The 13,080-nt window shown below is 74.3% G+C and carries 14 protein-coding genes; 4 read left to right on the plus strand and 10 right to left on the minus strand.

All coding sequences use genetic code 11. The features are described from left to right. Window positions 1-30: 30 nt before the first annotated feature. Window positions 31-234, minus strand: a complete 204-nt coding sequence (locus PGN05_RS12245; protein WP_419752822.1) for a zinc-ribbon domain-containing protein — start codon at window positions 232-234, stop codon at window positions 31-33. A 126-nt stretch (window positions 235-360) separates the two neighbouring features. Between PGN05_RS12245 and PGN05_RS12250 the strand changes: the two genes are divergently transcribed. Continuing rightward, the gene (locus tag PGN05_RS12250) at window positions 361-807 is read left to right on the plus strand and encodes a VOC family protein (RefSeq protein WP_419752823.1); all 447 of its coding nucleotides are present in this window, start codon (window positions 361-363) and stop codon (window positions 805-807) included. A 51-nt stretch (window positions 808-858) separates the two neighbouring features. Here PGN05_RS12250 and PGN05_RS12255 read toward each other — a convergent pair whose 3' ends face one another. Further along, window positions 859-1,518: a response regulator gene (locus PGN05_RS12255; protein ID WP_419752824.1), complete on the minus strand. Its 660-nt coding sequence runs from the start codon at window positions 1,516-1,518 to the stop codon at window positions 859-861. Then, window positions 1,515-2,519: a histidine kinase gene (locus PGN05_RS12260; RefSeq protein ID WP_419752825.1), complete on the minus strand. Its 1,005-nt coding sequence runs from the start codon at window positions 2,517-2,519 to the stop codon at window positions 1,515-1,517. The genes PGN05_RS12255 and PGN05_RS12260 overlap by 4 nt, the downstream gene beginning before the upstream one ends. A 221-nt stretch (window positions 2,520-2,740) precedes the next feature. Here PGN05_RS12260 and PGN05_RS12265 point away from each other — a divergent pair, with 221 nt between their 5' ends. Next, window positions 2,741-4,261 (plus strand): cation:proton antiporter, encoded by a 1,521-nt coding sequence (locus tag PGN05_RS12265; protein WP_419752826.1) that lies wholly within the window; start codon window positions 2,741-2,743, stop codon window positions 4,259-4,261. Window positions 4,262-4,293: 32 nt separating this feature from the next. On the opposite strand, the gene PGN05_RS12270 is transcribed toward PGN05_RS12265, so the two are convergent. The 6 genes from PGN05_RS12270 to PGN05_RS12295 form a co-directional block, all read right to left on the minus strand. After that, complete coding sequence (locus tag PGN05_RS12270; protein WP_419752827.1) at window positions 4,294-4,485, minus strand: YbdD/YjiX family protein; 192 nt, start codon at window positions 4,483-4,485, stop codon at window positions 4,294-4,296. Next, window positions 4,482-6,707 (minus strand): carbon starvation CstA family protein, encoded by a 2,226-nt coding sequence (locus PGN05_RS12275; protein WP_419752828.1) that lies wholly within the window; start codon window positions 6,705-6,707, stop codon window positions 4,482-4,484. Before PGN05_RS12275 ends, PGN05_RS12270 begins: the two co-directional genes overlap by 4 nt. 127 nt (window positions 6,708-6,834) lie before the next feature. Then, complete coding sequence (locus PGN05_RS12280; RefSeq protein ID WP_419752829.1) at window positions 6,835-7,965, minus strand: 5-methyltetrahydropteroyltriglutamate--homocysteine S-methyltransferase; 1,131 nt, start codon at window positions 7,963-7,965, stop codon at window positions 6,835-6,837. A gap of 53 nt (window positions 7,966-8,018) precedes the next feature. After that, window positions 8,019-8,564 (minus strand): DUF1353 domain-containing protein, encoded by a 546-nt coding sequence (locus PGN05_RS12285; RefSeq protein ID WP_419752830.1) that lies wholly within the window; start codon window positions 8,562-8,564, stop codon window positions 8,019-8,021. A 148-nt stretch (window positions 8,565-8,712) separates the two neighbouring features. Next, on the minus strand, window positions 8,713-9,060 hold the full coding sequence (locus PGN05_RS12290; protein WP_419752831.1) for a cupin domain-containing protein: 348 nt from the start codon (window positions 9,058-9,060) through the stop codon (window positions 8,713-8,715). 46 nt (window positions 9,061-9,106) lie between these two features. Next, window positions 9,107-9,952: an SDR family oxidoreductase gene (locus PGN05_RS12295; RefSeq protein ID WP_419752832.1), complete on the minus strand. Its 846-nt coding sequence runs from the start codon at window positions 9,950-9,952 to the stop codon at window positions 9,107-9,109. A gap of 74 nt (window positions 9,953-10,026) precedes the next feature. On the opposite strand from PGN05_RS12295, the gene PGN05_RS12300 reads away from it, so the two are divergent. Together PGN05_RS12300 and PGN05_RS12305 are read left to right on the plus strand one after the other, a co-directional pair. Then, the gene (locus tag PGN05_RS12300) at window positions 10,027-11,037 is read left to right on the plus strand and encodes an iron-containing redox enzyme family protein (RefSeq protein ID WP_419752833.1); all 1,011 of its coding nucleotides are present in this window, start codon (window positions 10,027-10,029) and stop codon (window positions 11,035-11,037) included. 131 nt (window positions 11,038-11,168) lie between these two features. Next, a complete protein-coding gene (locus PGN05_RS12305) occupies window positions 11,169-12,725 on the plus strand; it encodes a methyl-accepting chemotaxis protein (protein ID WP_419752834.1) in 1,557 nt (518 codons plus the stop codon). A gap of 7 nt (window positions 12,726-12,732) precedes the next feature. Here the strand turns inward: PGN05_RS12305 and PGN05_RS12310 are convergent. Then, window positions 12,733-13,080: CDGSH iron-sulfur domain-containing protein (locus PGN05_RS12310; protein ID WP_419752835.1), on the minus strand; the 348-nt coding region annotated here is incomplete at its 5' end.

The following is a 13,080-nucleotide window of genomic DNA, read 5'->3' on the forward strand; positions in this document are numbered from 1 at the left end:
GACGGCGGACGCCCGCGCGGTCCCGAGCGCTCAGGCTCCGACGGCGGTGCCGCAGATCCCGCAGACCTCGAACTGCCGGCGCCGCCAGCGGGCGACGGGGACGAAGAACACCGTGAGCTGCCTGGACTCCCGGATCCGCTCCCAGGTCGTGGTGTTGTGGCAGTGCGGGCAGGTCCGGACCTCCCCGGGGCCGAGGTGTACCTGCCGGGAGCCGAGACCGAAGACGAACAGCACCCCGCCAGCGTAGGGAGCGCCTCCCGGTGGGCGGGGCACGGGAGCGGGACGGCGGACCGAGCGATGACTTCCGGCGGCCGGCCGGGTCGGTGCTGGGAGAGCTGGATCCGTCCCGAGGAGGACATCGTGGAACTCGACCGGGCAACGGTGTGCCTGCCCATCAAGGACCGTTCGGTCTCCCACGCCTTCTACACCGCCCTCGGGTTCGCAGCCGTTGGCGAGCCGGGAGACGACGGCCTGCCCGAGCCGCTGCAGTTCGAGATCAGCGCCGGCCTGCGGGTCATGCTGATCCCGGCCGTCGGCTTCGGCTGGGTGGTCGGTGGCCGGCGTCGGGCGCCGCGCAGTTCGCACGAGTGCCTCGTCGTGGTCGGGCGGGCCACCGAGGCCGAGGTCGACGAGCTGATGCACCGCGCACGGGATGCCGGGGCCGACGTCGTCTTCGAGGCCGGGAACCAGACCTGGGGCCCCGATCCGGGGAACCAGCGGAGCCCGGACGCCTACGCCGGCGCGTTCGCCGATCCCGACGGCCACATGTGGCAGGTCAGCCGCGCGGACGGCGTCCTGATCCGCTGAGCCGGGCGCGCACCGCGGCGCAGGCCGGGGACCGGGAGCGGCGGGCCGCCGTCAGGGTTCGATCAGCCCCGCGCGGATCGCGTACCGGGTGAGCTGGGTGCGGTCGCGCATCTCCAGCTTGGCGAGGATGTTCGCCCGGTGCCGCTCGACGGTCTTGACGCTGATCACCAGCAGGTCCGCGATCTCCTGCGAGGACCGGCCCTCGGCGATCGACTTGACCACCTCCGCCTCGCGCGCGGACAGGATGCTGCCGGGCAGGCGTTCCCCCCGGGCCGCCCGCTGGAGGTACTCGCGCATCAGCGCGGTCAGCGCCTCGGGGTAGATGAACGGCTCCTCGCGCATGACCGCGCGGCAGGCCTCGACCAGGTCCCGGTCGGCCACCGACTTGAGGACGTAGCCGGAGGCGCCGGCCCGGAGGGCCTCGAAGAAGTACTGGTCGTTGTCGTACATCGACAGCAGCAGGATGCGTGTGGCCGGGAAGCGCCGGGACAACTCACGGGCGGCCTGCAGGCCGGTCAGCCGGGGCATCGCGACATCGAGGACGGCGAGGTCGATGGCGTGCACGCGGGCCAGCGCCAGTGCCTCCGCGCCGTCCCCGGCCTCGGCGACGACGGTCAGGTCCGGCTCGTTGTCCAGGATCAGCCGGACGCCGCGGCGCACGAGGGCGTGGTCGTCGGCCAGCAGGATCCGGGTGCTCGACGGAGGGGTCACCGGGCGCCGCCCTCTGGCCGGGGTACGGGGAGGAGCAGCCGCAGCTCCGTGCCGCCGTCCTCGTGGGGGCCGACGGTGAGGGTCGCGGCGACGAGCATGGCCCGCTCCCGCATGCCGCGGATCCCCGCCCCCTCGGAGCTTCCGCCCAGCCCGCCGCCGTCGTCGGTGACCCGCAGCTGCACGGCGTCGCCGGCGAAGGTGGGGGTCAGGTCGACGCAGACGCGTCCGGCGCCGGCGTGCCGGGCGACGTTGGTCAGCGCCTCCTGCGCCACGCGGTAGACGACCAGTTCGGCGTCCGGGCCGAGCGGGGGGAGGTCGGCGGACAGCCGACGGCACACGTCGGCGCCGGTGAGGCGAGCGTGCTCGGTCACCAGCGACGTGAGGGCGCTGACCAGACCCAGGTCGTCGAGCACCCCCGGCCGCAGCCGCCGGACCACCTGCCGCACCTCGTCCAGGCAGGCCCGCGCGGTCTCCTGCACGAGCAGCACCTCCTGGTGCAGCTCCCCCGGCGCGCGGTCGGCCACCCGCCGCAGCCCCAGGAGGACGGCGGTCAGGCTCTGCCCGACCTCGTCGTGCAGTTCCTGGGCGACCCGGCGACGCTCGGCCTCCTGGGCGGCCAGCGCCTGTCCGCTGGAGGCGGCGCGCTCGGCCTCCAGGCGCTCGATCATCGCGTTGAAGCTGCCGATGAGGTGCGACGCCGGTCCGCTGCCCTGCTCCGGGAGGCGCTGGCCGGGGCGCAGCAGGTCAACGTCCTCCATGAGCAGCCGCAGCCGGTCGAGCGGCCCGATCATCGCGCGCAGCAGCAGCCCGTTGGCCACCAGGATCACGGTCAGGCCGACGGCCAGCACCACGGCCTCGCGGGCGAGCACGGGCGTGGAGACGGTGGCCGGGGACGCCGCCAGGATCGCGGTGCCGACGGCGAAGACGGCGCCGTTGACCAGGCACACCCGCCAGAACAGCGGCAGGCCGCGACCGGCCCCGAGCCGGAACCCCTGTGCCATGGATCGCCCCCACCGCCCGGCTGCCCGTGATCGTCGCTGTCGAGCCTCGGGCACGGGACCCGGTCGGCCAAGGGCCCGCGGCCAAGATGGGGCCCAGCACCCATCCCCCGCCCGCCGCACCGGAATGGGTGGTGCCACGGATTCCGCCCCGCCGCCGGGCCGGTGAGGATCGTGCGACCGGTGAGCACAGGCGGTGGCGGACGTCCACGAGGAGGGGCCGGGTGCACCACGTCGCTGAGGCACTCCTCGCTCTCGGCGGCGCCTTCCTCGTCTGTGGCCTGCTGGCCCGGGCCGGTGTGCCGATCGGGCTGCCCACGATCCCGCTGTTCATGCTGGCCGGAGTGCTGCTGGGGCCGCACACGCCGGGCTTCGTCCTGGTCGGGGAACCGGCGGACCTGGAGCTGGTCGCCCGTCTCGGCCTGGTGTTCCTTCTCTTCTACCTGGGGCTGGAGTTCTCGCTCGACCAGCTCACCTCCGGCGGGCGGCGGCTCGGCCTGGCGGCCGCGGTCTACCTGAGCCTGAACATCGGCGGTGGGCTGGCCCTGGGCTTCGCGCTCGGCTGGGGGACGTCCGAGGCGTTCGTCATCGCCGGCATCGTGGGCATCTCCTCGTCGGCCATCGTGACCAAGCTGCTGGTGGAGACCCGACGGCTCGGCAACCCCGAGACCCGCGTCATCCTCGGCATCGTCGTCATCGAGGACCTGTTCCTCGCCTTCTACCTGGCCCTCCTGCAGCCGGTGCTGGGCGGCGCCTCCGGCGTGGTCGAGGCCGTCCTCGGCATGGGCGTCGCCTTCGCGTTCCTGCTCGTGCTGTGCGTGGTGGCGCGGCACGGGACCCGGTGGGTCAGTGCCCTGATGCGCACCAGGGACGAGGAGATCGTCGTCGTCCTGGCCCTGGGACTGGCGATCACCACGGCCGGCGCCGGGGAGCACCTGGGGGTCTCCGACGCCATCGGCGCGTTCATGATCGGCCTGATCCTGGCCTCCACGCCCACCGCCCGCCGGCTGCGGCAGCTGACGCATCCGCTGCGCGACGGCTTCGGCGCGATCTTCTTCTTCCACTTCGGCCTGACCATCGACATCGGCGACGTCGTGGCCGTGCTCCCGCAGATCCTCGCGGCCGCGGGGACGACGGTCGTCCTCGCGGTGGTGGCGGGCATCGTCGCCGCACGCCTGCACGGCCTCGGTCGCCTGGGAGCGGCCAACATCGGCCTGACCGTCCTGACCCGCGGCGAGTTCTCGCTGGTCCTCGCCTCCCTGGCGCTGGCCGCCGGGCTCGACTCCCGGCTGGGGTCCTTCGCCGCCGGCTACGTCCTCGTCCTCGCCGTCCTCGGCCCCATCGCGGTCTACTCGTCGCCGCGCCTGGCCCGCGGGATCCCCCGGCGCCTGCTGCCCGGTGTCCCGGAGCCGGCGCGGGGGTCCACCGGCGTGCCGCTCGACCTGGACGTCGGCACCTCGTCGCTGCACGAGCTGGGCACCGACCTCCTGCAGGTCCGGGTCCTGCCCGGTTCCCGCCTGCACGGGGTGTACATGAACGAGCTCCGCCTCCCCGAGGGCGCGACACCGGGCCTGATCGCGCGCGACGGGACGACCGCGGCGGTCGCACCGCACACCCGGCTGCGCACCGGCGACGTCCTGCTGGTCTTCACCCGGCCCGCCCAGCGGCACGACACCGAACGCCGGATCCTCGCCGTCCACCGCAGCGGCCGGCTGGCGCACTGGCTGGGCGACAGCGGCAGCTGAGCGCCCGCCACCGGGACGACGCGGTCCGGGTGTCAGCAGCAGCGGCTGGCCGGGATCCGCTCCAGCGCGTCGGACCGGCGCCGCTCGAACTCGCGCCGGCTCATCGGCTCGTGCCCGTGCGCGGCGCAGTGCCTCAGGTAGTCGTCCCAGCGGGCCTCGCCGGTGAACTCGCGCAGGTACCAGCGCACCCCGCGCCACACCCGGACGGCGAGGTCCCCGCTCATCCGGCACCGCCGTCGGACGGCGTGCCGCGACCGGCTCCGACCAGGCGCTCGTGCTCGGCGATCGCCCGCTTCTCCTCAGCGGTCGGGAACAGGCCGGAGGGCTCGACGAGCTCCGACGGCACGGCCGGCTCCTCGGTGGTCGGCACCGGCCCGCGGGACCGGATCGCCCGGGCGATGACGAACACCGCGTTGCCGACCACGACGAGGGTCAGCAGCGCGAACAGCGCCTGCAGCACCCCGTTGAGGGTCGAGTTGAAGACGACCTGGTCCATCTGCCCGGCGTCCTGCGCGGGCGCCAGCAGCTCCCCCGCCGCCTGCGCGTCGGCGTACCGCTGGCGCTGGGCGAAGTAGCCGACCGCCGGGTCGGAGGAGAACACCTTCTGGAAGCTCGCCGTCATCGTGACCACGAGGTCCCAGACCAGCGGGATGCCGGGGACCCAGGCGTACTTCAGCTTGCCGTGCTTGATCAGGAGCACCGTCACCAGCGTGAGGGCGATGGCGGCCAGCAGCTGGTTGGAGATGCCGAACAGCGGGAACAGCTGGTTGACGCCGCCCAGGGGGTCGGTCACCCCCACGTAGAGGATGTAGCCCCACAGGCCGACGGTGATCGCGCTGGCGACGATGTTGCCGGGCCGCCAGGACAGGTCGCCGAACTTCTTCCAGACGTTGCCGATGGTGTCCTGCAGCATGAACCGGCCCACGCGGGTGCCGGCATCGACGGCGGTGAGGATGAACAGCGCCTCGAACATGATCGCGAAGTGGTACCAGAACGCGGCCATCCCGGCGCCGAACGCGTCGGACAGGATGTTGGCGATGCCGACGGCCAGCGTGGGCGCGCCGCCGGTGCGGGAGACCAGGGTCGGCTCCTGCACCGCTGCGGACGCCGCCGCGAGGTCCTGGGCCGTCGTGTCGAAGCCCAGCCCGTTGACGTAGGCCGCCGCCGACTCCACCTCCCCGCCGGTGGCGCCGGCCGGTGCGTTCATCGCGAAGTACAGGCCCTGGTCGATGACGACGGCCGCGATGAGCGCGCTGATGGCGACGAAGGACTCCATGAGCATGCCGCCGTAGCCGATCAGGCGGACCTGGCTCTCCTTGGCCACCATCTTCGGCGTCGTGCCGGAGGAGATCAGCGCGTGGAACCCCGACAGGGCGCCGCAGGCGATGGTGATGAAGACGAACGGGAACAGCGACCCGGCGAACACCGGGCCGGTGCCCTCCCGGGCGAACTCGCTGATCGCGTCGGCCTGCAGCACCGGGCGGGCGAGCAGCAGCCCGATCGCCAGCAGGACGATGACGCCGACCTTCATGAACGTGGACAGGTAGTCGCGCGGGGTGAGCAGCAGCCACACCGGCAGCACCGAGGCGACGAAGCCGTAGACCACCAGCGCGAGGACCAGCCACTCCTTGGACAGCGTCAGCGCCTCGCCGAGCCCGGTGTCGTCGATCCAGCCGCCGCCGATGACCGCGAGCAGCAGCAGGACGACGCCGATCGCGGTGGCCTCGAGCACCCGGCCGGGCCGGAGGGTGCGCAGGTACACGCCCATGAACAGCGCGATCGGGATGGTCAGCGCGATGGAGAAGACGCCCCACGGCGACTCGGCCAGCGCGTTGACCACGATCAGCGCGAGCACCGCCAGGATGATGATCATGATGGCGAAGACCGCGATGAGCGCGGCGATGCCGCCGACGATCCCGATCTCCTCGCGGACCATCTGGCCCAGGCTCTTGCCGTTGCGGCGCATCGAGAAGAACAGGACGGTCATGTCCTGCACCGCGCCGGCGAAGATGACGCCGACGATGATCCAGATCGTCCCCGGCAGGTAGCCCATCTGGGCCGCGAGCACCGGGCCCACCAGCGGGCCGGCGCCGGCGATCGCGGCGAAGTGGTGCCCGAAGAGCACCCGCCGGTCGGTCACGTCGAAGTCGACGCCGTTGTGCAGGCGCTCGGCCGGCGTCGCCCGCCGGTCGTCGACCTGGAGCACTCGACGGGCGATGAACTTCGAGTAGAAGCGGTAGGCGATCGCGTAGGAGCTCAGGGCGGCGAAGAGGATCCACAGCGCCGACACCGTCTCCCCGCGGGCGAGCGCGAGCACGGTCCAGGCCACCGCGCCGACCGCCGCCACCAGCAGCCAGACCACCACGCTCTTCAGCGACGGGCGACGGCGGACGTCCCCACCCGGCGGCCGGCCGCCGGTGTCGTCCCTGCTGACGGTCGTCGACATGAGCGCCTCCCTGCAGGTCAGGCAGCGCCCGGACGACGCTGCCCGTGGTCACGACGATCATCCAAGGACGGCGGCCGGCCCACCACTCAACGAGACCCGATCGTGTCCCCCGTGTGCGCGGCCCGACCTAGGCCGAACCCCAGACCTCCTCGGCGACCTCCACCACGAGGCGCAGCTTGGCCGCCTGGTCGTCGGGGGTCACCGCGTTGCCCTCGACGGTCGAGGAGAAGCCGCACTGCGGGGAGAGCGCCAGCTGCTCGAGCGGCACGTACCGCGCGGCCTCGTCGATCCGCCGCTTGAGCTCGTCCTTGCTCTCCAGCTCGGGGCGCTTGCTGGTCACCAGCCCGAGCACGACGCGCTTGCCCGGCGGCACGAACCGCAGCGGCTCGAAGCTGCCGGACCGCGCGTCGTCGTACTCGAGGAAGAAGCCGTCGACGTCCAGGCCGCCGAACAGCGCCTCGGCGACGAAGTCGTAGCCGCCCTCGGCCGCCCACGAGGAGCGGAAGTTGCCCCGGCACAGGTGGATCGTCACCGCGAGCCCGTCGGGCCGGCCGGCCACCGCGGCGTTGATCTGCCGGATGTAGCGCTCGTGCTGGTGCTCGGCGTCCCGGCCCTGCTCGGCCAGGTCCGCCCGCTGGGCCGGGTCGTTGAGGTAGGCCAGGCTGGTGTCGTCCATCTGCAGGTACGTGCAGCCCTGCGCGGAGATGCCCTGCACCTGCTGCCGGTAGGCGGCCGACAGGGCCTCCCAGAAGGCGTCCTCGTCCGGGTAGACCGCCGGGTCGATGGCCGCGGCGCCGCCGCGGTAGTGGACCATCGACGGTGAGGGGATGGTCAGCTTGGGCGTCTGCCCGGGGCCGACGAGGGACTGCAGGTAGGCGAAGTCCGCCCCGAAGATCGGCTCGTCGATGGACAGCGGGCCGTCGACGTGCAGCCCCGCGGGCACCCAGTCGATGTCCCCGCTGGCGTTGTGGAAGTGGACCGGCCGGCCCTTGCCCTCGACCTTGCTGATCCCCGTGATCGCGTAGATGAAGTCCATGTGCCAGGTGGCGCGGCGGAACTCGCCGTCGGTGGCGCTGCGCAGGCCGACGTCGGCCTGGAGCCGGACGGCGTCGGCGATCGCGGCGTCCTCGATGCCGCGCAGCTCGGTGGCGTCGATCTCCCCCGCGGCGAGGCGGGCGCGGGCTTCGAGCAGGCGCGGCGGGCGGAGCAGGCTGCCCACGTGGTCGGCACGGAACGGCGGTCCGGAGGGGGTGCTCATGCCGCCAGCTTGGTCGACACCGCGGCCCGGCGCAGCCCCTCCGGCCCCCGGGTTCAGGACGAGGGGATGCGGACGACCAGTTCCTGCGGCCGCGTGGGCACGAACCGGCCGACGAGCCACTCGGCGGCGGCGTAGACGGCCAGCCCGGGCGCGATCGCCGCCACCGGCGGGACGACGACCGGCAGGGCGAGCACCGTGACCCCGAGCACGCCGGGCGCGCTGACCAGCCACCCGGGCCGCCGGCCCGGGTCGGCCAGGGCGCCCCAGCGGACGCCGGCCCACATGAGCCACCGCCGCAGCACCGGGACGCCGCTCTCCCGCATGACCCGCCGGAACAGCCCGTCGGCCTGCCGCGCGGTGACGGCGCCGGAGTCGATCCCCTCGTCGACGAGCCAGTCGTGCAGGACCACCGCGAGCGTGTAGGCGCCGTAGCGCGGGACCAGCCAGGCGACCACGCGCGGCACGGAGGCGAAGTCGGTGCGGAACCCGGCCGGGACGACGAACCGGTCCCGCCGACCGCGGTAGACCAGCGGGTCGACGGTCGCCCACGTCGAGTCGTCGACGCGGCGCACGGTGAGGTCGGGGGTCTCGAAGGGCACGGCCGGATGCTCTCAGTCCCGGCGGCCGGGCGCGGGCCGCCCGACGGGGCGGTCGATCATCGGCGGACGGCTGGTCGACCCGCCGGAGGCGGCCACCACCTGCCGATGATCACCCCAGCAGCACGGGACGACGGGGGCCGGGCTGCGGTCAGGAGCCGCTCGGCCCGAGGGACGCGGCGACCTCGCGCGGGGCGTCCCGCGGCTCCTTGAGCTCCACGAAGAACGAGTGGCTGGGCGTGCTGCCGATGTTCTCACCGGCGTGCTCCTGCGCCGACACCCACCGGGCGGTGCCGGCCGCCAGCTCCACGTCCACCTCCCGCCCGCCGCCGTACAGGCGCCGGGAGAACGAGCTCAGCGTGATCATCACGCTGTCGGGGTGCCGGTGCGGCTTGGTCCGGTAGCCGGGCTCGTCGGTGTACTCGAGCACGCGGACGCGCTCGTTCTCGAAGACCACCCGGTACGCACCCGGGTCGGTGTCGGTCGGGTCGGGGTCCATGCGCCGCAACGTAGCCCCGGCTGCGACGGGCCGACAGGGGCGCAGGTCAGCGGGTGCGCCGCTCGACCGAGCGGGCGGCGATCCGCCGGATCCGGCCGGCCTGGCGGGAGAGCACGGCGTCCAGCACCCGGTCCACGGGCGGGACCTCGCCGAGGCGGGCCAGCCCCATCCAGCGCGGCACGGCGACCGTCCGCGAGCGGGGCGCGGTCAGGCACCGCTCGACCTGGGCGGCCACGCGGCGCGAGTCGATGCCGCGGGAGAGCCGCTCCGGCGCGTCGGCGTCCGAGGCCGGCGGGGCGCCGTGCCCGCGGGCCAGCCACTCGGTCGCCACCGGCCCGGGGTTCACCGTGTGCACGCGCACCCCGCGGGCGGTGACCTCCCGGCGCAGCCCCTTGACGAAGCCGTGCACCCCCGCCTTCGTCGCCGAGTACACCGTCAGCGGCGGCACCTGGGACCACGCCGCGACCGAGGCGATCGTGACGACGTCGGCGCGCCCGCGCTCGCGCGCGGCCGACAGCAGGTGCGGCAGCGCCAGGCGGGTGAGCTCCACGACGCCGGTCAGGTTGGCCGCGACCAGCCCCTCCACCACCTCCCCCGGCATGTCCTCCACCAGGCCCGCCCAGCCGACCCCGGCGTTGAGGACGACGGCGTCCAAGCGCCCGTGCTCGGCCAGCACCCGCTCCACGAGCCGCGCGCGGTCACCGGCGTCGGCCACGTCCGCGACCACCCCCGTGACGCCGGGCAGCCCGGCCAGCGCCTCGGCCAGCCGCTCCCCGCCGCGGGCGCAGGTCACCACCCGGGCTCCGGCGCGCGCCAGCAGGGTGACGGTGCTGCGCCCGATGCCGGCGCTCCCGCCGGTGACGAGGACGACGCGGTTCGAGACAGCAGCCATGCTGAATGTCCTACCCGCGGGGGACACCGGGCGCTCGTGCGCATGGAACGGCGCGCCGCGGGCATGTTGGCCGGGTGCAGTTGCCCGAGCCCAGGGGTCCCCTCACCCGTGCCCTGCGTGCCGACCTCGCCGCCGGCGCGCTCGATGCCACCACCCTCGACCTCGCCCGCCGGACGGCGGAGGAGTCGCCGGACCCGCTCGCCGACGAGGACCTCCAGCTGGCCCTCGCCGTCTGCTACGAGCTCCACTACCGGGGCTTCGACGGCGTCGACGACGCGTGGGAGTGGGACCCGTCCCTCCTGACCCTGCGGGCACACCTCGAGCACCGGCACACCGCGGCCCTGCGCGCGCTCGTCGGCGCGCCGGAGGTCACCGACGAGCCGGTCGACCGGCAGCTGGCCGCGCTGGTCGCCGCCGACGACGGCCCGTCGCTGTCGTCGTACCTGGCGCGCTCGGGCAGCCTCGAGCAGTGGCGGGAGTACCTGACCCTGCGGTCGGTGTACCACCTCAAGGAGGGCGATCCGCACACGTTCGCCGTTCCGCGGCTGTCGGGCCGGGCCAAGGCGGCGATGGTGGAGATCCAGGCCGACGAGTACGGCGGGGGCTCGGCGGCCCGCATGCACAGCGAGCTGTTCGCCGGGCTGATGCGCGACCTCGGGTTGGACGCCGCCTACGGCGCCCTCTGGGACTCCGCACCGGCCTGCGCGTTCGCGTCGGTCAACACCATGTCGCTGTTCGGGCTGCACCGTCGCTGGCGGGGCGCGGCCCTCGGCCACCTCACCGCGGTGGAGATGACGTCGTCCGAGCCGTCGCGCCGGTACTCGTCGGGGCTGCGCCGGCTGGGCTTCGGCGACGGGACGCGGGTGTTCTACGACGAGCACGTGGAGGCCGACGCGGTGCACGAGCAGATCGCGGCGGTCGACATGTGCGGCTCGCTGGTCGCCGAGGAGCCCGGGCTGGCCGGCGACGTCCTGTTCGGCGCCGCGTGCGCCCTCGCCGTCGACGGGCTCACCGCCCACCACCTGCTCGGGGCCTGGGAGGCCGAGCGCTCGGGGCTGCGGGAGCGGCGCGCGCTGGCCGCCTGAGCCACCCGTTGGGCTGCACATCGGTTGCGCGCTGCCGAAGCTCTCCCCGACACCTGCGGTGGGCGGGGTCCGCCGGCGGGGACCGGCGCGCCGGGTCCACCCGCACGCCCGGACCCACGGAGGACCCCCGCATGTGGCGGCGCACCGAAGACCCGAACCGCACGCCCGGCTCGCCGTCGGCCGAGATGCCGCGGGACGTCGAGGCCCTCGAGCAGGTCCTCTCCGTCCTCGACCAGGGGGTCACCGACGAGCAGGACGCCCACATCAAGGTGCTGACCGCCCTGGTGAGCGCCCTCGACATGGCCTACGGCGGGGTGTGGCTGCCCACGGCGGACGGCGGCTTCCGGCTGCTGGCCCAGATCGGTGAGCTGGCCCCGGCGATGTCGGCGCGCTGGCGCACCGACGCGCTGATGACCGACCGGGACGGCTTCGGCGGTCAGGCGGTGCGGGAGAAGCGCGAGGTGCTCTGCGACGGGTCCAGCGACGCCGGCAGCTGCCTGCGCTGGGCGACCGCGGCGGCGGCCGGCGCGCGGCGCGGCTGCTTCCTCCCCGTGATCGAGAACGGCCGGGTGGTCGCCGTCCAGGAGTACTACACCCGTGGCGACCTGCCCTTCTTCGGCGGTCGGGCGGAGAAGTGGCGGGCGATCGCGCGCGTCGCAGCCCACGCCCGCCGCCAGGCGCTGGCCGCCGCCCTGCTCAAGGAGACCCTGGACGACCGCGAGGCGGTCACCACCGTCGTCGGCAGGGTCGGCGAGGCCCGCGACGAGGCCTCCGCGCTCCGTACCGCGCTGGAGACCGTGCGCACCGCCTTCGGCTGGGCCTACGGCTCGTACTGGGCGCTGGACGAGTCGACGAACGTGCTGCGGTTCAGCGTCGAGTCGGGATCGGCCGGCGACGAGTTCCGCCAGGTGACGCTCGCGGCCAGCTTCGCCGAGGGCGTGGGCCTGTCCGGGCGGGCCTGGCGGTCCCGGGACCTGGTGTTCGTCCGCGACCTCGCCGAGGTCACCGACTGCGTGCGCGCCCCCACCGCCCAGCGGGCCGGCGTCCGGTCGGGCGTCTGCTTCCCGATCATGGCCGAGGGGCAGGTCGTGGGGACGATGGACTTCTTCGTCACCGAGACCATCGACCTGTCGGAGTCCCGGGCCTCGGCCCTCCGCAACGTGCAGCAGCTGGTCTCCCAGCGGCTGGACATCCTGCGCCGCGCCGAGGCCGACGCCGCCAACTCCCGCGCGCTGCTGGAGACCGTGGCCCGGCTGCGGGACGCCGCGGCCGACGCCGGGCGGGTCGCCGAGAGCGCCGTGGGCAAGGCGTCGTCGATGACCGCCGAGGTGGAGGCGCTGGGCCGGGCCTCGGCGTCGGTCAGCGACGTCATCCGGATCATCTCCTCGATCGCCGACCAGACCAACCTGCTCGCCCTCAACGCGACCATCGAGGCCGCCCGCGCCGGCGAGCTGGGCCGCGGCTTCGCCGTCGTCGCCGGGGAGGTCAAGGACCTCGCCCGCGAGACCGCGGCCGCCACCCAGAAGGTGTCCACCCAGATCACCGGCATCCAGACGAGCACCAGCTCGGTGTCGGCCGGCATCCACGCCACCAGCGAGGTGATCGGCCAGCTCGACGCGGTCCAGGCGCGCATCAGCGAGGTGCTGGTGCAGCAGGAGCAGATGGCGAAGGCCTTCGAGAACCGGTAGGCCCCTGCTACGGGGTCGGCTTCCCCGGCGGGTCGTCGCGCACCAGGCGGGCGGCCGGCCGGGGACGGGCCGGTGCGCTCGGCGCGGCGAACCCCACTCGCTTGTGCGTGCCGTCGCAGAACGGCTTGATCCCCGACTTCCCGCACCGGCACAGCGCCACCGTGTCCCGGCCGGGGTCGATCTCGGCGCCGTCCTGGTCGACCAGCCGGAAGTCGCCGCGGACGATCAACGGCCCGTCCCGGTACGGGGTGATCGTCGCGCCGGCGTCCGCGCCCGGGCGCGCATCGTCGTCGTCCGGCGGGCCGGTCCGGGCGGGGAGGGGTCGCGACACGCCGTCCCCCTGCCCCGCCCGGAC

The organism is Geodermatophilus sp. CPCC 206100, assembly GCF_048569675.1.
In the GTDB taxonomy this organism is placed as follows: Bacteria; Actinomycetota; Actinomycetes; order Mycobacteriales; family Geodermatophilaceae; genus Geodermatophilus.